This is a genomic window from Paenimyroides tangerinum (assembly GCF_003865405.1).
Taxonomy (GTDB): domain Bacteria; phylum Bacteroidota; class Bacteroidia; order Flavobacteriales; family Flavobacteriaceae; genus Flavobacterium; species Flavobacterium tangerinum.
Window position 1 is genome coordinate 60599 of record NZ_RQVQ01000001.1, and the last position, 21755, is coordinate 82353.

General features: G+C 28.9%; 20 protein-coding genes. 11 read left to right on the plus strand and 9 right to left on the minus strand.

Annotated elements, in window-relative coordinates:
* Positions 1–10 precede the first annotated feature (10 nt).
* Complete coding sequence (locus tag EG240_RS00230) at positions 11–3019, minus strand: tetratricopeptide repeat protein (protein ID WP_125016213.1); 3009 nt, start codon at positions 3017–3019, stop codon at positions 11–13.
* A 177-nt stretch (positions 3020–3196) separates the two neighbouring features.
* On the opposite strand from EG240_RS00230, the gene EG240_RS00235 reads away from it, so the two are divergent.
* From EG240_RS00235 to EG240_RS00245, 3 genes are read left to right on the plus strand one after another with little or no spacing between them, the layout of a single operon-like run.
* A complete protein-coding gene (locus tag EG240_RS00235; RefSeq protein WP_125016215.1) occupies positions 3197–3880 on the plus strand; it encodes a cell division ATP-binding protein FtsE in 684 nt (227 codons plus the stop codon).
* The gene (locus EG240_RS00240) at positions 3880–4770 is read left to right on the plus strand and encodes a glycosyltransferase family A protein (RefSeq protein ID WP_125016217.1); all 891 of its coding nucleotides are present in this window, start codon (positions 3880–3882) and stop codon (positions 4768–4770) included. Before EG240_RS00235 ends, EG240_RS00240 begins: the two co-directional genes overlap by 1 nt.
* 36 nt (positions 4771–4806) lie before the next feature.
* Positions 4807–5742 carry a glycosyltransferase family 2 protein gene (locus EG240_RS00245; RefSeq protein ID WP_125016220.1) on the plus strand — a complete coding sequence of 312 codons (936 nt, stop codon included), beginning with the start codon at positions 4807–4809 and terminating at the stop codon, positions 5740–5742.
* Here EG240_RS00245 and EG240_RS00250 read toward each other — a convergent pair.
* Positions 5726–6796, minus strand: coding sequence for a glycosyltransferase (locus EG240_RS00250; protein WP_158611968.1), 1071 nt, complete (start codon positions 6794–6796; stop codon positions 5726–5728). The genes EG240_RS00245 and EG240_RS00250 overlap by 17 nt on opposite strands.
* Before the next feature lie 35 nt (positions 6797–6831).
* Here EG240_RS00250 and EG240_RS00255 point away from each other — a divergent pair, with 35 nt between their 5' ends.
* Positions 6832–7734, plus strand: a complete 903-nt coding sequence (locus tag EG240_RS00255; protein ID WP_158611969.1) for a glycosyltransferase family 2 protein — start codon at positions 6832–6834, stop codon at positions 7732–7734.
* Here the strand turns inward: EG240_RS00255 and EG240_RS00260 are convergent.
* Genes EG240_RS00260 through EG240_RS00280 form a run of 5 tightly spaced genes read right to left on the minus strand, consistent with a single transcriptional unit; the run spans position 7710 to position 12655 of the window.
* Positions 7710–8114, minus strand: a complete 405-nt coding sequence (locus EG240_RS00260; RefSeq protein ID WP_125016226.1) for a sugar 3,4-ketoisomerase — start codon at positions 8112–8114, stop codon at positions 7710–7712. The two genes, EG240_RS00255 and EG240_RS00260, sit on opposite strands and share 25 nt — an antisense overlap.
* An 8-nt stretch (positions 8115–8122) precedes the next feature.
* Positions 8123–9583 carry an oligosaccharide flippase family protein gene (locus tag EG240_RS00265; protein WP_125016228.1) on the minus strand — a complete coding sequence of 487 codons (1461 nt, stop codon included), beginning with the start codon at positions 9581–9583 and terminating at the stop codon, positions 8123–8125.
* Positions 9573–10583 carry a hypothetical protein gene (locus EG240_RS00270; RefSeq protein WP_125016230.1) on the minus strand — a complete coding sequence of 337 codons (1011 nt, stop codon included), beginning with the start codon at positions 10581–10583 and terminating at the stop codon, positions 9573–9575. The genes EG240_RS00265 and EG240_RS00270 overlap by 11 nt, the downstream gene beginning before the upstream one ends.
* Positions 10584–11681, minus strand: coding sequence for a DegT/DnrJ/EryC1/StrS family aminotransferase (locus EG240_RS00275; protein ID WP_125016232.1), 1098 nt, complete (start codon positions 11679–11681; stop codon positions 10584–10586). It lies immediately after the preceding gene.
* On the minus strand, positions 11678–12655 hold the full coding sequence (locus EG240_RS00280; RefSeq protein ID WP_125016234.1) for a GNAT family N-acetyltransferase: 978 nt from the start codon (positions 12653–12655) through the stop codon (positions 11678–11680). The genes EG240_RS00275 and EG240_RS00280 overlap by 4 nt, the downstream gene beginning before the upstream one ends.
* 140 nt (positions 12656–12795) lie before the next feature.
* On the opposite strand from EG240_RS00280, the gene thrS reads away from it, so the two are divergent.
* The 6 genes from thrS (at position 12796) to EG240_RS00310 (ending at position 18984) form a co-directional block, all read left to right on the plus strand.
* The gene (gene thrS, locus EG240_RS00285; protein WP_125016236.1) at positions 12796–14742 is read left to right on the plus strand and encodes a threonine--tRNA ligase; all 1947 of its coding nucleotides are present in this window, start codon (positions 12796–12798) and stop codon (positions 14740–14742) included.
* A 32-nt stretch (positions 14743–14774) separates the two neighbouring features.
* Positions 14775–15329 (plus strand): translation initiation factor IF-3, encoded by a 555-nt coding sequence (gene infC / locus EG240_RS00290; RefSeq protein WP_262674410.1) that lies wholly within the window; start codon positions 14775–14777, stop codon positions 15327–15329.
* Positions 15330–15399: 70 nt separating this feature from the next.
* Positions 15400–15597, plus strand: coding sequence for a 50S ribosomal protein L35 (rpmI, locus tag EG240_RS00295; protein WP_125016240.1), 198 nt, complete (start codon positions 15400–15402; stop codon positions 15595–15597).
* A 110-nt stretch (positions 15598–15707) separates the two neighbouring features.
* Complete coding sequence (rplT, locus tag EG240_RS00300; RefSeq protein WP_125016242.1) at positions 15708–16052, plus strand: 50S ribosomal protein L20; 345 nt, start codon at positions 15708–15710, stop codon at positions 16050–16052.
* Positions 16053–16214: 162 nt separating this feature from the next.
* The gene (locus EG240_RS00305) at positions 16215–17030 is read left to right on the plus strand and encodes a 2,3,4,5-tetrahydropyridine-2,6-dicarboxylate N-succinyltransferase (RefSeq protein WP_125016244.1); all 816 of its coding nucleotides are present in this window, start codon (positions 16215–16217) and stop codon (positions 17028–17030) included.
* Between the two features lie 100 nt (positions 17031–17130).
* Entirely contained in the window at positions 17131–18984 is a 1854-nt protein-coding gene (locus EG240_RS00310; RefSeq protein WP_125016246.1) for an LTA synthase family protein, read from the plus strand.
* Positions 18985–19026: 42 nt separating this feature from the next.
* On the opposite strand, the gene EG240_RS00315 is transcribed toward EG240_RS00310, so the two are convergent.
* Positions 19027–19779, minus strand: a complete 753-nt coding sequence (locus EG240_RS00315; RefSeq protein WP_125016248.1) for a lipopolysaccharide kinase — start codon at positions 19777–19779, stop codon at positions 19027–19029.
* Between the two features lie 93 nt (positions 19780–19872).
* Between EG240_RS00315 and EG240_RS00320 the strand changes: the two genes are divergently transcribed.
* Complete coding sequence (locus EG240_RS00320) at positions 19873–20934, plus strand: glycosyltransferase family 9 protein (RefSeq protein WP_125016250.1); 1062 nt, start codon at positions 19873–19875, stop codon at positions 20932–20934.
* A 2-nt stretch (positions 20935–20936) separates the two neighbouring features.
* On the opposite strand, the gene EG240_RS00325 is transcribed toward EG240_RS00320, so the two are convergent.
* Positions 20937–21755 carry a glycosyltransferase family 2 protein gene (locus tag EG240_RS00325; RefSeq protein WP_125016252.1) on the minus strand — a complete coding sequence of 273 codons (819 nt, stop codon included), beginning with the start codon at positions 21753–21755 and terminating at the stop codon, positions 20937–20939.

The following is a 21755-nucleotide window of genomic DNA, read 5'->3' on the forward strand; positions in this document are numbered from 1 at the left end:
TAAATTCGATTTATTTTACGGATGAATTACGTTTTGATTCTTCTGATTTGATTTTAGCTAATTCAGCTTTTGCATCTGAAACAACATCGTTATAATCCGAAAAATTCTTAATCACATTTTCTAAAATATAAGTTGCTTGATAACTATCTTTTAAACCATAAAAGTTTTTCGCCATAAGCACCAAACCTTTTGCTCCAAAATATTTGTAACTCGAATAATCTTTAGCTAACTTTTGAATTGCAACATTTGAAGCTTCATATTTCTTATCTGCATTTTTAAAATACGCATCGTAATAAAGTGCTTCTGCAGCGATTTCTCCATTTGCAGTAGTTAATAATTCCGCATAAGATTTTTTTGCTGTTGTCCAATCTTTATTTGCAATTGCTGCACGAGCAGAGATCAATTGCGCATCAGCTTTTATTCGTTTATCAACTTTTGAATTTGAAAGTACTTTTTCTGCATAAGATTCAGCAGATTTTGTATCATCAGATTCCGAATAAACCTTCATTAAATTAGCTTGTGCAAATAATTTATTTTGTTCTTTTTCAGCTTCGTTTTCTAAACGTTTTAACAACGGAATTGCTTCTGCACTTTGCTTGTTATCTAAATAGTAATCTGTTAAACGAACCAAAGAAACTTCTGTATATTCGTTTTTCGATTTTCCTACAATACTTTTATAATGTGGAACTGCTTTGTTTACTTGATTTTCTGTAACGTATAATTCAGCCAAATTAAATTCAGCTTTCAAAGCATTTTTTCCGTTAGAATAATTTTTTAAATAATCTTCAAAACCAGAAATCGCTTGTTTTGAATTGTTTTGAAACAATTGTTTTTCAGCAGCAACGTAACTATCGTTTTCTAAATCGTAATTAGAAACATCAATAAAATCCAAACCTTTAATCCAAGTTGCATATTCTGATGTATTTCCAGAATCTATATAAATTAAACGAGCCGTTTCAACTGCTTCCACTGCTTCTGGAGTTTTTGGATAATCAGAAACTACCTTTTTGAAACGCTCCAAAGATTTTTCATTTTCTTTTTCGTTATAATAAACCAAACCTTGTTTCAACATCGCTTTTGGTACAAATGCACTTTTTGGATATTGACTGATTAATTTATTAAAAGTAGCGATTGATTCATCTGATTTATTCAAATTAGAATACGTACTTCCCAATTCATACATTGCATCAACAACATAAGATGAATTTGGATAATTTGAAATAAAACTATTTAATTCTTTAATTTTATTATCATTTCTATCGACAAATCCGTAAGAAATAGCTTTTTGATAAACTGCATAATCAACTTCAGAACCTTTACTTTCAATAACCTTATTATACGATTCCATTGCTGGCCAATATTTTCCATTTACAAATTGACTATCTCCTAAACGTAAATAAGCATCGTTTTTCTTACTAGAATTGTTAGCTGATTTTGTATAGGCATCAAATAACATTACTGATTCATCGTAATTTTTAAGTTTGAAATTTGCATAACCCAAACTGTAATTTACATCTTTAAATTCAGGTGTGATTTCAGCATAAGGCAATTTTTTAAATCCAGAAAAAGTCGTTTTCGCATCATTAAAACGATTCAAAGCATATTCCGACTCACCTTTCCAATACGTTGCACGAGCAATCATTTTTTTATCTTGAGCTTCGTTTATAGATTTATTGAATAAAGTTAATGCATCTGCATAATTTCCTTCATTGTATAATTCTAAACCACGATAAAAATTCACTTTTTGATAAGCTAATTTATTTTGCGGAGTTCTATTTTTTTCTAATAATACTAAAGCTTCATTGTAATTTTTCGACGAAATATAAGAATCAATTAACAACGCATTTAATTCTTCTTTATATGCAGAATTTGGATATTTCTGTAAAAAAGAAATAATCACCGTTGGCGTACTTTGATAAGGATTTCCGATTTCGTAACTTAATTTAGCATAGTTTACATTTGCATCTTCTTGAATTTTAGAATTAAAAGACATTTCAGATGCATTCTTAAATGCATTTAAAGCTTGCGTTTTTTGTTCTGATTTTAAATAACTTTCTCCTAAATGATAATATGCATTTTGAGCAACTGAATCAGAACCATCGATAATTTTATTGAACTCAGAAATTGCTTTTGGATAATCTCCTTTTTTGTAATAAACGTAACCCAATTGATAAAAATCAACATTGTTTAAACGATTGTTTTTTCCGTTATATTGTAATAAATACGGAAGCGCTTCATCATATTTCTGAAGATTAAAATAACTTTCACCAATAATTTTCGCTAATTCAGATTTTTCTTCATCAGTTGATTTAGAAAACTGCTCTTTACCTAAACGGATAGCTTCATCAAAATTTCCAGACTTGAAATTCATATCAGCTTTAAAGTATCCCATTTTTTCGTAATACTTTTCGTTATAAGAAACTTCGCCAAAATATTCAGAAGCCGTTTTATAATCGTTATTTTGATAAGAAATATAACCTAAATAATATTTTGCCTGATCATCGTACTTTTCAGAATTAGTAACTTTAGAGAAATATTCCTTTGCTTCAGGAAATTTGTTTTCTACAAAATAGCAATATCCTTTTTGGAAATTTAATCGGTTTTTTATTTCATCAGAAAGCACCGTTTCATTAATTCCACGAGAATAGTTTAAAACTTTTTTGTATTCGCCTTTTTTGAAATAAAAATTACAAACCTCAGAAAGAGCATCGACTTGTTTAGAACTCGTTGGATAATTTTTTATAAAATCCTGAATTTTATATTCTGCGCCATCTTGATCTAAATACATAGCACAATTGGCAATATAATAAGCACAATCAGCCTGAATTTCGTCATTGAAATTCGTGGTTTTAATTTCTTCAAATAAAACTTGAGCTAACGCGTATAAATTTTCGCTATATAGAGAAACTGCTTTATCAAACTTGTAATTATCATTTGTGTAAATTACAGATTGTTGAGCTTGTAATTGGGTCGAACCTAAGGCAAGTGACAAAAAAAATATATTATTTAATTTTCGCATTATCCGATTTTTTTAAGATTCAAATATATCAATTTATATTTTGTTTATAACTTTAAAAACGCAACTTTATAATCTTATAGTATCAAATGAGAGCCTTTTAAAAAAAATACAACTTTTAAAACCGTAAATTTGATTAAATACAATTAACTTTATATTTTTACAATAAAATTATTCAAGATGTCCAACACTATTTTATCACTACAAAACGTTTCCATTTTTCAAGAAAACACATCTATTTTAGCGAACATTTCTTTGAATGTAAATCACGGTGAATTTATTTATTTAATCGGAAAAACAGGTTCTGGTAAAAGTAGTTTAATGAAAACGCTTTACGCGGATTTGAATTTAACTGAAGGTGAAGGAACAATTGTTGATTTTGATTTAAGAACACTTAAAGAAAGTCAAATTCCATTTTTGAGAAGAAAAATCGGAATTGTTTTCCAAGATTTTAAATTACTTCCAGATCGTACGATTTACAAAAATTTACTTTTCGTTTTGAAAGCTACAGGTTGGACAAATCAAAATGAAATGGACAATCGAATTGAAGATGTTTTAGATCGCGTTGGAATGTTAGATCACGCAAACAAAATGCCACATCAAATTTCTGGTGGAGAGCAACAACGTGTTGCGATTGCAAGAGCTTTACTGAACGATCCAGAATTGATTTTAGCTGATGAACCTACCGGAAACCTTGATCCACAAACAAGTGTTGAAGTTATGGAAGTGCTACAAAAAATCAACGCAAACGGAAGAACAATCATTATGGCAACGCACGATTATGCTTTGCTTATGAAATATCCAGCTAAAACATTGAAATGTGAAGGCGGACAAATTTTTGAAGTTGTACAAAAAACAATTTAATGCTTAGTATTTTAATTCCTACATTTAATTATAACACTTATCCATTGGTTAGTGAACTTTACAATCAATGTATGCGAATTGAAAATTTAGAATTTGAAATTCATGTAAATGATGATGCTTCTAAGCAAAATTTTGAAAATGATTTAATAGAAAATTTAAAACATTGTTATTTTCATAAACAAAAATCAAATCAAGGTTTAAGCGCTTCTAGAAACTATCTTATCACAAAGGCAAATCATCAATGGTGTCTTTTTTTAGATGATGATGTTTGGCCTACATCGGATAATTTTATCTTAAATTACATCGAAAAAATCAAGCAAGAAAATCAAATTTGTGTAATTTTTGGAGGACTTGAATATACTAAAGAAATACCAAAAAATAATGACCTTTTAAGATGGCTTTATGGAAATAAACATGAAGCTTTATCTTTTAAACAACGTATTCAAAACAAACCGAAACATTTTTTGAGCAGTAATTTATTAGCTAATAAATCAATTCTTGAAAAATTTGCTTATCCAAAAGAAATTAAAACTTATGGATATGAAGATTTAATTTTTAATCTTAAAATCATCGAAAATAATATTGCTGTTTTTCAATTAGACAATCCCGTTTTTCATGAAAAATTAGACACATCCGAAATTTTCCTAAACAAATCCAAAAAAGCTTTAGAAAATCTATCTAAATCTATTGATTTGGATTTATTGCCTAAAGACGCAACAGGAATTTCAAAACTTTTTTATAAGATAAATAATAACGGAATTAGAAAATTAATTGCACTCACATTTCGTTTAAATCAAAAATGGATGGAAAGCATTTTGATAAGTAAAAACACGAATTTAACGCTATTTAATTTTTATAGATTAGGCTATTTTTTTAGTATCAACAAATAATTTAAAGTAATTTTAGTTTGAAATAATTTCATTTTTATGCCTTTTTTCAGTATTATCATTCCATTATTCAATAAAGAAAAATTTTTGAAAGCGACCTTAGAAAGCGTTTTTGAACAAACTTTTTCTGACTTTGAAATTCTTGTGATTAATGATGGTTCTACAGATAAAAGTTTAGAAGTTGTAGAATCAATTCAGCATAAAAAAATTAAGATTTACAATCAAAAAAACCAAGGCGTTTCAGCAGCAAGAAATTTAGGAATTGAAAAATCTACAAGTGATTATTGTTGTTTTTTGGATGCTGATGATATTTGGAAACCAAATCATTTAGAAAGTTTATTTCAACTGATTCAAAAGTTTCCTGATGCGGGTTTGTATTGCAATAGATATGAAATCCAAATTAGTAAAAACAAAATTATTTCTACAACTTTTGAATTCGGAAATTCGCATGAAGGTTATATAAACGATTTTTTTAAAAGTAGTTTAGTAAATCGAATTGCACTAACTTCCGCATGTTGCATTTCCAAAAAAACATATCATGAAATTCAAGGTTTTGATACAGAAATAACTAATGGCGAAGATTTAGATTATTGGATCCGAATTGCTTTGAAATATAAGATTGCCATTAGCAATCAAAACACCTTGATATATAATTTCAGAACTGATAATCAAAGTATATCAAAAATAAACATTGAAAAACAAAAACTTCCAAATCTCGAAAAATATCATTCCGAAGAAAAGCAAAATCCTTCTTTAAAACGTTTTTTAGATTTGTACAGAATCGAATATGCTTTACATTTTCATATTTGTGGAAATACAAACAAAAAGAAATTTTACTTAAAAAACGTTGCGAAAGAAAACATCAATCCGAAAACGAAATTATTATTCAGAACTCCTTCTATTCTTTTAGAAAAAATGCTGTTTACAAAACGTTATTTAAAACAGTTTGGAATTGACTTTAGTGTTTATCATTAAAGATAGAAATCCATTGTTTTGAAATATTCTTTTTAGAAAATTTTTCGATTGATTTTAATGCATTTGATTTACAAATTTTATATAAATTTTCATCCTCAACAAATAAATTCATAGCTTCAATTAATTTATTTACATTCTGATTTTCAACCAACAAACCATTTCTTTTATTTTGAATAATTTCATTTGGACCAAAGTCACAATCAAAAGAAATAACTGGAGTTTCACAAAGTAAACTTTCAATCAAAACCATTCCCAAACCTTCAAATTTACTAGACAAAACCAAATATCTAGCATTTTTATAATACGAATATAATTCAGATTCAAATCCTTTAAAAACAACTAAATCTTGTAAATTCAAATCCAAAACTTGTTTTTTCAAAAATTCCATTCGAATTCCAGAACCTAAAATCAAAAGCTTAATTTGATTTTTGGGCAAAATCGATTTTGAATAGCAATCAATCAAAACATCAAATTGCTTTACGTTGGAATCATCCATTCGTCCAACTGCCAAAACATAATCATCGTTTATTTCGTTGAAAATTTTATCAGATTTAGAAACTTCAACATTATTATAAATTGTTTGAATTTGAATTTTAGGGTAAATTTCTCTCACTCTAGATTCGATTCCTTTAGAAACTGATACAAATTTGATTTTTGGATTATTGACCAATTTAGCATTCAAATAACCCGAAATATCCGAACTGTGAATAAAATAAAAAACGTTTTGATTCTTGTAAATCTTCTTAATCCAAAACGATTCTATCAAATCATTTAGACGATAACGATGGTCTAAAATAAAATCAAAATTTCCAGATTGAATTTCATTTTTAAGTTTAATATAATTTTTAATTTTCTTCAAAAATCCGTCGGAAGGTTTAAAATCAAACTTATGCAATTGACCTTTGTATGAATAATCGATTTCATCTTCTAAAACAAATAAATCTACATCAAATCCCAATTCATGAAACAAAAAAGTTTGATTCGAAACGACACGTTCCAAACCACCCGATTTTAAAGTATAAACAACAATTGCTATTTTCTTTTTTTTATCCAATGAAGAAGGTTTATATTTGTTTGAGAAATAAACTTATGAATCAAAATCCACTTGTAACTGTAATTTGCACATGTTTTAATCATCAAAATTTTGTGATTGAAACCATTGAATCTGTATTGAATCAAAGCTATTCAAATATAGAAATAATTATTGTAGATGATTGCAGTTCGGACGATTCAATTTCGATTATTTCGAGATTTTTAGAAAAACATCCCGAAATAAAATTTATACAAAATCAACAAAATTTAGGAAATACCAAAACATTTAATAAAGCAGCAAAACAAGCGAATGGTTCTTTTTTAATTGATTTGGCTTGCGATGATATTTTACTACCTAATTGCATTTCGATTCAAGTAGAATCTTTTTTGAAATCTAATATTATTTCTACCGGAATAGTTTTTGGAAATTCGGAATATATTGATGAAAACGGAAACTATCTTTCTGATTATTTCATAACAGATTTAAACAAAAAAGTAATCGATAAAAAATTATTTACAACCAATTTAATACAACTTTTAGAAGGTGGATTGGTTATGAATTCGGTTTCAGCAATGATAAATAAATCTATTTTTGATGAATTAAATGGGTATGACGAAACACTTGCTTTTGAAGATTTAGATTTCTGGATTCGTGTTTTAGAAAAATATCAAATTGAATTTATAGACGAAATTATCACACAAAAAAGAGATTTAAAATCGTCATTAGGAAATCAATTTTTTAAGAATAACGAAACCGCAAATAAGATTGATTCTTCAATGAATGTAATCTTTTCTAAAGTCATAAAAAAACATAAAAAAGATAAAATCGTACTAAAAGCAGTTTTAAAACGTATTCATTATTGTATTGATAATTCAATAAAAAACAAGAAATTTAGATTTGTTTTCTTATATGGAATTCAAAAACTAAAAGTACATTATTTTGTTTTGTTTGCTAAATAAATTTTAAAATCATCAAATTCACGAATATAATCCGATTCGTCAAATTCTCCAGAAGAAACCACCAAACAAACAGCGCCAGAAGAGAAGTTTTTCAATTCGCGCCATGTGTCATTTCCAACATAAAGTCCAGAACTTGGATTATTCAATGAAAATGTTTTATCGGAAATTCCGTCATTTAGAACCACATCAAAACTTCCAGAAACTGCAATAATAAACTCTTGTTGATTGATATGTGCGTGACCGCCACGTTCTGCTCCACTCGGAACATCGTACAAATAATATACACGTTTTACAGCAAAAGGAATATTTTCTTTTTCGATTACAGATAAATTTCCTCTTGGGTCTTCAATTTTTGGTAAATTTATAATTCGACTATTCATTTTATTTTCTATTTAATAAACTTTTTCTTTAGTGAATCAAAAAAGTTATTATTCTTATTTAACTCAAAAATGCAATAAGTAACCCCAATTAAAGCTACTATTGCTTTAGAAATATACAACAATAAACTTTGTGCTACAAATATAAATTCGCATCCTACTATTAAAAAAGAAAAAAGAAAACAAACTAAAATGTAACGCATAGATTTTGAATCAAATGCAAAAAGATTTCGTTTTGAAACAAAATGCCATAAATAAAAATTGAATCCAAAATATTGAATAAACATCGCCAAACCAATTCCTATTAATCCAAAAAAATGAAAGAAAATCAAGATTAAAACAACATTTAAAATATCACCAACAATATTCTGATAGAAATAATTTTTGGTGTCATCAATTGCCAAAACGATATAACCAAGCGGATAATTTATGGTTTTACAAAGAATCGAAATCAATCCGAATAATAAAATTTCACGAACTGGTAAAAAAGCGTTTGAAGTCAGTAATGGAATAATAAAATCAAAACCAAAATACATAATTAAAATAAGTGGCGTTGAAATCAAAATTGAAGTTTGAATTTGAATATTTACAAAAGAATTTATGTCTTCTTTTTGAGCAAATTTATTGGTCAAAGTAGGAAAGTAATCACTGGCTAATGAAGTAAAAATAATACCAAAATACGATACTAAAAATAAATTTCCAATATCGTAAAAACCTAGATATTCTGGATTATTTTCCTTTAAATATAATCGAATTAAGAAAAAACAAACCAATCCAAAAACGCCATTCAAAGCCAATAAACTACCTTTTAAAAACAAATATTTTCCTTGAGAAAAAAAATCTGATTTAGTTATTGAAATTGCTTTTAAATTTAATTTCGATAAATAAAATGAATAAACTATAAATGTAACTAAACCAGTTGCTATAAAAGCAGGAAATATCCCGTCAATTCCCCACAAAACATAACAAGAAATGGTTGAGAGAGAAATTAAAACTGTTGAAATTATTTGATATTTAATCAACTTTTTAATTTCATTTAATCCTTTCAAAACAATGATAGAAAAATTGATTATCGAAAAGAAAATGAAGTAAACCGAAAGCGCTTTAAAATGAATTGAATACGCATCTGAATCAAATGTAATTTTACTCAAAAAACTAGAAAAAATAAAACAGAACAAACCTGCCAAAACTCCACAAATAAACATCCAAATAAACAAAACTTTTTGGTTGCTTTTATTCTCGCGTTCTTTTGCAATCAACTGCGTTCCGATAGTTTGAATACCAAAAGACGAACCTTGTGTGATTAAGTTAATAACATTATCAATCAGACCGATTAATCCAACTCCAGATGGACCCAAAATCACGGTAGTTATTTTCACAGAAATGATTTTACAAACCATTTGTATGGCTTGCACGCTTCCGAAAATTGAAATGGATTTAAAGATTTTATTATGTGTTTTTTTATCTGTCATTCTCAATCACACAACCAATATTTTTATATGATTGTTTTAATGTAACATACCAATCTTGCCATAATTCAAACGTATTTGAAGGTAAATTAGTATTCGAAATCACTTTTTCTATAAAGTTATTTGAAATGTCATTTTGAAAATCAAATGGTTCAAATTGATTATTAAACCAAACTTCGTTCAAAATTTTATTCAACGAATATACGTTAAAATCTGACTTAAGATTCTCTTTATTTTGTAAAGAAGCGGTGGTTTTCAAAGAAGTCCGAATGAATTCAGATTTAGAATGCGCTACATTTAATTCGGATTTGGTAATTTGAATTACCTGTTTAATTTGAGCCAATTCATCAACTTTATTTTTTGTAGTTTGCCAGGCTTTTAAATAATATTTTTTAGAAAAAGCAGCATTTGCTACTGCATAAATTTGATAATATTGTAAAAGATTATTTTCAATCGGAACGCCTAAACGATTCAATATAGAATCAATTTTACACGTTTTTTTTCTATAAATCAGCTCAAAAACAAACGGATTCCAAGTAAACAAATCAGGATTCGTAATTATTAATAATTCCGTCTTTTTTTGAATTTTATTTGAAATCAACATTTCATTTCCCATCCAAAGAAATTTGACTAATTGCAAGTTATTTGATTTCATTTCACTCTCTAAAATCGAAAAATCAATCGGTTCACAAAACCAACAATCGTCTTCAATTAAAACAAAATAATCTGAACCTTTAGAAATCATTTCTTTCCAAAAGACAGAAGGAATATTTTTTTCAGGAGCTAAATCGTTTTCAATTGCTTTGGATTTTTCAACATAGAAATCTGATTTTTCAATTCTAATTTCAGAATATTTTTCTTGAATTTTTTGAAGATATTTCTGAGGCGTTCCATCATCCATAACGACAATATTTCCATTGAAATTTTTAGCAAACTTTTTTATGCTCGCTAAACATTTATCCAACAAAAATGGACGGTTAAACGATTTTATGAAAATATCCATTTAATAAGAATTTACAACCTCAATGATTTTAGCAATTTCTTCGTTTGTCAACATCGGATGTAACGGAATGCTCACAATTTGATTATGAATTTGTTCAGAAACAGGAAAAATCAAATGATGAAATTCACTCATTGCTTCTTGTTTATGCGGCGCAACCGGATAATGAATCAAGGTTTGAATTCCGTTTTTCAACATAAATAATTGAAAGTTTTCTCTATCTTCTAAACGAAGCGTAAAAACATGAAAAACATGATTTTCAGAACCGTCATAAAAAGGCAATTTAACTTTCGGATTTACAATTTCTTTTAGATATCGTTTCGCAATTCCACGACGTTTATCATTATCAAAATCTAAATCTTTTAATTTAATAGAAAGAAAAGCTGCTTGAATATCATCTAAGCGAGAATTTATTCCTTTATATAAATTGTAATATTTCATTTCGGAACCATAATTTCGTAAAGCTCGAATAATTTCTGCCAAAGCAGAATCGTTTGTTGTAATCGCACCGGCATCGCCCAAAGCTCCCAAATTTTTACCTGGATAAAAACTAAATCCAGCTGCATTTCCAATATTTCCAGCACGTTTTTTATGAGAAATAGCTCCGTGAGCTTGCGCTGCATCTTCAACCAAAATCAAACCCATTTCTTTAGAAAAGGTAACAATCTCATCTGCATCGGTGATTTGTCCATACAAATGAACCATCAAAATTCCTTTGGTATATTGAGTCGTTGCTTTTTTAATATTTTCAATCGAAAGATTGTAAGTGTCTAAATTTGTATCAACCAAAATAGGTTTTAATCCCGCATTCTGAATCGCTAAAATACAAGCAATATAGGTATTTGCGGAAACTAAAATTTCATCACCTTCTTTCAAATCGCCTTTTAAGATATAGGCTTTAAAAATTAAAACTAATGCATCCAAACCATTTCCAACTCCTATGCTATGTTTTGTTTCACAGAAATGTGCAAAATCACGTTCGAAATCGGATAATTTTTCACCTAAAATATATCTTCCGCTATTCAGAAAATTTTGAGTAGCTTCTAAAAATGCAGCGTCGTAAGGTTTATTTATTTTATGTAAATCTAAATATGGAATCATAAATACAAATGGTCTAATTTTGAAAAACTTTTTGTTTCGAATTTATAAAATTCTTGGATTGCAGAACGAGCACCGAATTTTTCCTTCCAGAAAAGCAATCCTTTATTAATATTTCGCCCATGATTTTCATTTGAAATTCCAAAATCAAAATATTTTTTTTCGTTCTTAAAATATTCAATTAAAGATAAATGTAAAAAATCAAGAACACCTTCATTTGCGATATCTTTATTCAAACTTATATATTGAGAATGTACTACATTTTTTGAAATAAATAAAGTTGTTCCTCCAAGAATTTTTCCTTCCTCAGAAAACACGTTAATTTGTCTAATATTTTCAGGAAATAAATTTTTTAAATATAAAATTTCTTTTAAAGAATGAACCGGTTTTGTTTGAAAAGTATTCTTCAAATTTGGTTCTAAAATTTCATTCCAAAACAAATCAAAATTACCATCATAATCAATTTTATGATTTTTCTTTACAGAAATATTAAAATCTCGTTTAACCGATTTAGATATATGAAAGCTTTCTGACAAATTGATTACAGAACAAATATCTTTACGATAAATTTCAGCATCTAAAACAAATTGTAAATACTTGATTTCATCAGAAAATTGATTGGTATAAAAACTCGGTATATCCTTAATATATAAATGAGTAAAATTAAAACCCTCTAAAAACTGAAGTACATTTTGGAAAATCAAAACAAAATCAGTCGAACGTAATCTTTCAGAAACGATTAAACCTCCGTAAGTGAGACCTTGATGTGAATAAATTTCATTATCAACTATGTTTGCAGGCAAAACAGCTACTAATTTTTCATCCTTAAAAACAAGAAGTGAAAAATCAATAAATCGATCGCCATGATATTCCATAAAATTTCGATGAAACAAAAAAGTCCCATTCTTACTTTTGGAAATAAAATCATTCCAAATCTCAAAAAAATCAATGCTGTATTTTCGTATTTCGAAACTCAAAAAGTGTGTATTTTAAACGGTTTTACAAATATCTAAACTAAATAACGTAAAAACAATCACATTTCATACGAAAGGTTAATTATTTTTTGTTGTTGAAATAGTATTCTCGTATATTTGCAGTCATTATATACAACGTACTTATGATAAAAATAACATTACCAGACGGTTCAGTAAAAGAGTTCGCTTCAGGCGTAACTCCACACGAAGTCGCTTTGAGTATAAGCGAAGGTTTAGCGAGAAATGTAATATCTGCAAGTTTTAATGGAACGACCATTGAGACAGCTACTCCTTTAACCACCGATGGTAGTTTAGTTTTATACACGTGGAATGATGCAGAAGGTAAAAAAGCTTTTTGGCACTCAACTTCACACGTAATGGCGCAAGCTTTAGAAGAAAAATTCCCTGGAATCAAATTAACAATCGGACCAGCAATTGAAAATGGTTTTTATTACGATGTTGATTTTGGAGACAAGCGTATTACAGATGCTGATTTCAAAGACATTGAAGACCGCGTTTTAGTAATTGCAAAAGAAAAACACGAATTTAAAATGCGTTCTGCATCAAAAGCAGAAGCTTTAGAATTATATAAAGACAACGAATATAAAACGGAATTAATTACAAATCTAGAAGACGGAACAATTTCTTTCTGTGACCATTCTACATTTACCGATTTATGTCGCGGTGGACATATCCCAAACACAGGAATCATCAAAGCAATGAAAATTCTTTCTGTTGCAGGTGCTTATTGGAGAGGAGATGAAAAAAACAAACAGTTAACTCGTGTTTATGGAATTTCGTTCCCTAAACAAAAAGATTTGACTGATTATTTATTATTATTAGAAGAAGCAAAACGTCGTGACCACAGAAAATTAGGTAAAGAACTAGAACTTTTCCATTTCTCACAACGAGTTGGACAAGGCTTACCTTTATGGTTACCTAAAGGAGCTGCGTTACGTGACCGTTTAGAGCAATTTTTGAAAAAAGCTCAGAAAAAAATGGGTTACGAACAAGTTGTAACTCCACATATTGGGCAAAAAGAACTTTACGAAACTTCTGGACATTACGCAAAATACGGAGCAGATAGTTTCCAACCAATTCATACTCCAGCAGAGGGAGAAGAATTTTTATTAAAACCAATGAATTGCCCTCACCATTGTGAGATTTACAATGCAAAACCTTGGTCTTATAAGGATTTACCTAAACGTTATGCTGAATTCGGAACTGTTTATCGTTACGAACAATCTGGAGAATTACACGGTTTAACTCGTGTTCGCGGATTTACTCAAGATGATGCTCACATTTTCTGTACACCAGACCAATTAGACACAGAATTCAAAAAAGTAATTGATTTAGTTCTTTATGTTTTTGGTTCGTTAGGATTTGAAAACTTTACAGCACAAGTATCTGTTCGTGATTTAAACAATCCTGACAAATACATTGGTAATATTGAAAATTGGGAAAAAGCAGAGCAAGCAATTATCAATGCAGCTAAAGACAAAGGTTTAAATTATGTTATTGAAAGTGGAGAAGCAGCTTTCTATGGACCAAAATTAGACTTTATGGTTAAAGATGCATTAGGTAGAAGTTGGCAGCTTGGAACCATTCAAGTTGATTACAATCTACCAGAACGTTTTGACTTAACTTACAAAGGTTCAGATGATAAATTACACAGACCTGTAATGATTCACCGTGCTCCTTTCGGTTCAATGGAACGTTTTATAGCAATTTTATTAGAGCACACAGCAGGAAATTTCCCTTTGTGGCTAATGCCTGAGCAAGTTATCATACTTTCTTTAAGTGAGAAATATGAAAATTATGCAAAAAAAGTTTTAAATTTGTTAGAAAATGACGAAATTCGCGCTCTAGTTGATAACCGAAACGAAACTATCGGTAAGAAAATTAGAGAAGCAGAAGTTCAAAAATACCCATTTATGCTTATCATCGGAGAAGAAGAAGAGAAAAATGGTACAGTTTCTGTAAGAAAACACGGTGATGCTGGAAAATCTAACATCACGATGAAAATTGAAGAATTTATTTCATTCATACAAGAAGAAGTAAGCAAAACAGTTCGTTCATTAGAAGTTTAACCGCTTGTTAACAAGCATAAATACATAACACCATAGCTTTAAATAATAGAAGAGGATATACTCCTCGAGTTGAAAAGAAAGACGCGCACAGAACAAATGGCGCGATTAGAGTTCCAGAAGTTCGTCTTGTTGGAGATAATGTTGAACCAGGAGTTTTCAGAACATCCGTAGCACAGCAAATGGCTGAAGATATGGAGTTGGATTTAGTTGAAATTTCACCTAATGCAGAACCACCTGTTTGTAAAATTATCGATTACAAGAAGTTCCTTTACGAACAGAAGAAGCGTGATAAAATGTTGAAAGCTAAATCAACTCAAATTACTGTAAAAGAGATTCGCTTTGGACCTCAAACAGACGAGCATGATTATGAATTTAAAAGGAAAAACGCTGAAAAATTCTTAAAAGACGGAGCTAAATTAAAAGCATTTGTATTCTTTAAAGGACGTTCTATTATCTATAAAGAACAAGGACAAATTTTATTGTTACGTTTGGCACAAGATTTAGAAGAGCTAGGAAAAGTAGAAGCTATGCCTTTACTTGAAGGAAAAAGAATGACTATGTATATTGCTCCTAAAAAGAAAAAATAAATTACTTTTTTCAAAAAAAGTAATCATTTATAATATTGTTAAGTAAGATAACATAAATACCTAGGAAGACATGCCTAAAATGAAAACTAAATCTAGTGCTAAGAAACGTTTTAAAGTTACTGGTTCTGGAAAATTAAAAAGAAAGCACGCTTTTAAAAGTCACATCTTGACTAAAAAATCTAAAAAGCGCAAGTTAGCTTTAACTCACTCAGCTTTGGTTCACAAATCTGACGTTAGAAGCATCAAAGAACAATTAAGAATAATGTAATCGTTCTTTCGGTTAAAAACAATTAAAAAATAACCCTGGAGTGGGCAGATTAAAATTAATCGATAAGTAACTTAAAATTAAGTTCGCCTTACTACAAAAACATCAAAATTATGCCAAGATCAGTAAATTCAGTTGCTAAAAGAGCAAGAAGAAAAAGAATTTTGAAGCAAGCCAAAGGTTTCTTCGGAAGACGTAAAAACGTTTGGACAGTAGCTAAAAACGCGGTAGAAAAAGCAATGTCTTACGCTTACCGCGATAGAAAACAAAAGAAAAGAAATTTCCGTGCTTTATGGATTATGCGTATCAACGCTGGAGCTCGTTTACATGGAATGTCTTATTCTCAATTCATGGGGAAAGTTAAAGCTAATAACATCGAGTTAAACCGTAAAGTTTTAGCTGATTTAGCAATGAACCACCCTGAAGCTTTCACAGCTATCGTTAATAAAATTAAATAAACGTTTTGTAAAACCTGTTTATCTTACTTAATATATAAAACCTATTCATTTATTTGGATAGGTTTTTTTATAAAGAATAGTTATAGTGCTATCAATTTTTTAGCAATCCTTAACTGTTTTAAACACTAACTTATCTTTATATTTGTATAAATAATTGAATAGATGGAAAACTTAAAACAAATCATTGAACAAGCTTGGGAAAATCGTGAGCTTTTAAAAGAAGAAACAACTCAAAACACAATTAGAGAAGTTATTGATTTAATTGACAATGGGAAATTAAGAACTGCTGAACCGATTGATGGTGGATGGCAAATTAATGAATGGGTTAAGAAAGCTGTTGTAATGTACTTCCCTATTCAAAAAATGGAAACATTAGAAGCTGGTATTTTTGAATATCACGATAAAATGCCTTTGAAAAGAAATTATGCTGAGAAAGGAATTCGTGTTGTACCAAATGCAGTTGCCCGTCACGGAGCATATATTTCTTCTGGTGTAATTTTAATGCCTTCTTATGTAAATATTGGTGCTTATGTTGACGAAGGAACAATGGTTGACACTTGGGCTACAGTTGGTTCTTGTGCTCAAATTGGTAAAAACGTTCACTTATCTGGTGGTGTTGGAATTGGTGGCGTTTTAGAACCTTTACAAGCATCTCCAGTTATTATTGAAGACAATGCTTTCATCGGTTCACGTTGTATCGTAGTTGAAGGTGTTCGTGTTGGAAAAGAAGCTGTTTTAGGAGCGAATGTAGTATTGACAGCATCAACTAAAATCATAGATGTTACAGGTGAAACTCCAGTTGAAATGAAAGGATATGTTCCTGAGCGCTCGGTTGTAATTCCTGGTTCTTATACTAAAAAATTCGCAGCTGGTGAATATCAAGTTCCTTGCGCATTAATCATCGGACAACGTAAACCGTCTACAGATTTAAAAACTTCTTTAAACGACGCGTTAAGAGAATATAACGTAGCAGTATAATATAACTCTAAAATCCATTTTTAAATTTAAAATGGATTTTTTTTATTTATTTTTGGTTTAATATTTTTTTAAGTACAATTTTGTCATTCATTAAAAAGCTATGAATAAACCCAAAAATACACTAACCTTATTCTTACAAAGATTTCTTTTACTAATTATAATTTATCAACTTATTCGAATTGGATTTTACTTCTATAACCAATCTTTTTTCCAAGAAATAAATTTAAAAATTTTCCTTGGCGGATTAATCTTCGATTTGGCAATACTAGGTTACATCAATATAATATTTGTAATTTTACACTTAGTTCCAGGGAAATTTCAAGAAAATAAAAAATATCAAAATTTTCTTTTTTATAGTTTCTTCATAATTAATGGAATTATATTAAGTACCAATTTTATCGATTACGAATATTTTCGATTTATTGGAAGACGAAGTTCGTTTTCAATAATTACTGCCGAAGGTATGTCAAATGAAATTGGAGGTTTACTTATTTCATACATTAAAGATTATTGGCAAATTCCAATTATGATGATTATTTCGCTATTCACATTTTGGCTTTGCTTAAAAAAAATTAAATACCAAACCGTAAAAACATTTTCAAAAATAGGTAATTATGTAACTTTATTATTTGTCGTTGGTTTACTTTTTATAGCTGGTAGAGGAATTGGTAGAAAACCAATAAGTTTGGTAGATGCAACAAATTATGGACCAATCGGAAGTTCTGCTTTAGTTTTAAACACGCCTTTTTCGATAATGAAAACACTAAGCAAAAAAGAAAATCTCAAAGAAATAAAATATTTTAGTGAAGCAGAAGCCAAATCTATATTTAATCCAATTCAAACATTTTCGTATCCAGAATTTAACAAAAAAAATGTAGTCCTAATTATTTTAGAAAGTTTCGGAAACGAAAATATACAACGTGGACAAACTCCATTTTTAGATTCTTTGATTCAAAAAAGTTATTATTTTAAAAATGCTTTTGCAAACGGAAAATTATCAATAGATGCCGTTCCGTCAACTATTTCAAGTATTCCTGGATTAATGAATAAAAGTATTATTTCGTCAAATTACGCTTTAAACGAAGTCAACGGATTACCTAAAATTTTAAAAGAAAATGGTTATGAGACTTCATTTTTCCATGGCGCATTTAACGGAAGTCAAAATTTTGATAAGTATGCAAATGTTGCGGGATTTGATACTTATTATGGAAAAGATGAATATATTGGACCTAAATCATTTGATGGAAAATGGGGCGTATTCGATGAAGATTTCATGCAGTTTTTTGCTAAGGAAATAAACAACTTCAAACAACCTTTTTTCACTACATTATTTACCGTTTCTTCCCATGCACCGTTTACAATTCCAGAAAAATACAAAAATAAATTTCCTAAAGGAACAACCGAAATTCATGAATCAATTGCTTATACCGATTTTGCTTTAAAAGAATTTTTTAAAACAGCCGAAAAAATGCCTTGGTATGAAAATACAATTTTTGTGATAACATCAGACCATACGTCATCAACTGGCGAAGAACTTCAATACAAAAACAATGTAGGAAAATTTAGAATTCCGATTTTATTTTACGTCCCAAATGATGAATCCATGATTGCAGTAGATGAAAAAAATTTCCAACAAATTGATATTCTACCAAGCTTAATGGACTATTTACAATTGAATACTAAAATTATATCTTACGGGAAATCTTACAAATCAAAAGATGATTATGTAGTGAATTATTTAGATAATGTTTATAATTTAGAAATGGGCGATTTTTATTTAGCTTTTGACGGAACAAAAACTTTAGGTCTTTATAATTGGAAAACTGACCCATTGTTAAAAGAAAATTTATCCGATAAAAATCCTGAAAATAAACAAAAAATGGAACGATTTATAAAAGCTTATATTCAGTCGTTTAATCATCGAGTTTCTAAAAATCAACTTACTGTTAAATAAATAAAATCCTATAAAACATTCTTTATAGGATTTTGACATTTTCTAACGTTTAAGTTTTCGTTTTAAATATTTTTTCTTTGCGATTTTTCGTTTAAATTGTTGACTTGATTGCATCAATACATCAAACAATTGTTTTTCATTTACGTTTGATAATTCAGCATATTTCTTAGCAATTACTTTTACCATATGCTTTGAAATCCACATTTTCTTAAAATTATCCATTCGTTTTTCAATAGACAAATTTTCAAATTTCATTCGATTTAAATCGATTAAATAAAAATCATACTTAAAATTATCTCTTTTAACAATTAAGGTATTTCCTGGCGAATGGTCTAAAAAATTTACTTTAGCTTCGTGCAACTTAAAAGTAAACTCAGTAAACTGTTCAATAATTAAATCACGGTCTGGAAACAACGGATCGTGAATCAATTCACGAAATGTAAAATCATAATTAATATGATCCGAAATGTAAAAACTTTCGGCAAGTAAACCATTTTTATAATCCTCTGAAAAAGCAATCGGATTTGGAGTTAAAATCTTATGTTTCAAAAGATAGTTCGCGTATTCAAAAGAACGCTTCGCTTTTGAAGGACGAAAAAAAGTATAAATCAATCCTTTAAAGAATCCAAGTTTCGCAAAATACTTTAAGTTCACTTCCTTTCCATCCAAAAAATTAGTTTTAATACTATTTCGGGCACCTTTTACCAAAACTTTTCCTTGCTTATGATAATTTAAAATCAATTGCTCGATTTCATTTTTTAATGGAAGATATTTTGAATTTATAATTATTTTCACTTGTAAATATATTTGGATTGAAACTATAAAAAATAGTACTTTGCACAAAGTTACGATTTAAGATGTAAGTCGGTAAAAAATGAATTCCTATTTATGAAAAAAGTTTTAATTATTCAGAATAAACGCATTGGTGATGTTTTGATAAGTTCAATTTTAGCAAACAATTTCAAGAAGCGATTTCCTGATAGCGAAATTCATTTTATGGCTTATGATTTTACAACTGGTGTTCTAATCAATAATCCGAATATAGATAAAATTATTCCGATTAAAGAAAAAGAGCTAAAAAAGCTTCCAAATTTATTCAAAAAGATTAAAGAAGTTAGAAACGAAAAATACGATATTATTTTAGACCCGTATTCAAAATTTCAATCTCGAATCATCTGTAAATTTTCTAATGCTAAAATAACAGTCGGTAATAACAGTCGCAAAAAGCTTGGAAACTTAGGCTATTACACCAATCCGGTTACTTTACTAAAAGAAAAAACGCATATTGCTGGAAAAGCAATTGAAGATCGTATTCAGCTATTAAAACAAATCGATGGTTTTAATACGTTTGATTACGAACCTAAAATTTATATATCAGAAGCTGAAAAAAGCGAAAAATTAATTCCTACAAATAATTTTAAAAAAACCGTTGTTTTAGGAGTTTTAGGAAGTACACCGCAAAAATCAATGCCGTATGAATATGTTGCAGCTTTAAGTGATTTTATTTCTGAAAATTTTGATGTCAATATTCTTTTTAATTACGCACCAAATCAAAAAAGTGAAGCTTTAAAAATATATGAGATTTGTAAAAACAAAGAACATATTATTTTTGAATTTAATGCACCGACCATTCGAGATTTCATTAAAATCATGAATGAAGCAGATGTTTTGGTTTCTAATGAAGGTGGAAGTGTTCATATCGCAAAAGCTTTAAATAAACCAACTTATACGATTTTTTCACCTTATGTAAATAAAGATTTTTGGGCAAGTTTTGAAGATGGAAAATTTCATAAATCAATACATTTATTAGAAAAACTTCCTAATCTTTATAAAGAATTTTCTCATGAAGAACGAAAAGAAATCGAAAAAAACCCACACGAGTTATATAAAAAATTAACTCCGGAAATGATTATTCCGGAGTTAAGTGAATTTTTAAAAAATAATTTATAATCTTATTTCTTTACGATACCAAAATCAGTCCAAGGTCTTTTCGAAGATCTTGTTTCTTTTCTTATATTTTGATTTTTTTCAATCGATTCTTTTGTTGCATAACCACGTTTGTGATCTAAATGCAAACAAGTTGTTGAATATCTAATTTGTTTAGGTTTAACACCCAAATTCACCAAACGCTCACCTAATTCGCGATCTTGACCACCGTATTGCATACGTTCGTCAAAACCATTAATTTTAAGAATATCCGATTTCCAACCAGATGCATTATGTCCATTCCAACTCGGATTGGTTGGAGTTAAGGCATTTAAAACAGAACTTTTCACACCATAAGCGTCGATTTTATGATTTTTGAAAGACGATTTCATTCCGTTCTTTTTCAACCAAGAAACATCGAAACATTTATCTGAATAAATATCCTCTTTATTAATTTTATGCGATAAATCCATCGGCAGTTTGTGATATCCACCAGATAAAAAATAACCTTCTTCTCTGAATTTAATATGTTGTTCAACGAAATCTGGACGAGGAATACAATCGCCATCAGACATCATTATATAATCTGTCGTACAAGCAAGAATCGCTTTATTTAAAATTTGAGATTTCTGAAAACCATTATCTTCGTGCCAAACGTGAATAATCGGATAAAAAACTTCTTTGCGTAATTCATCAATCATATCAATCGTTTCTTGGCGAGAACCATCATCTGCAATCACCATTTCAAAATTTCGATAGGTTTGCGTGTTATAACCCCAAATTACTTTCTTAAGCCATTCGGGTGAATTATATGTCGATATAATAACTGAAATATTCTTTTGCAT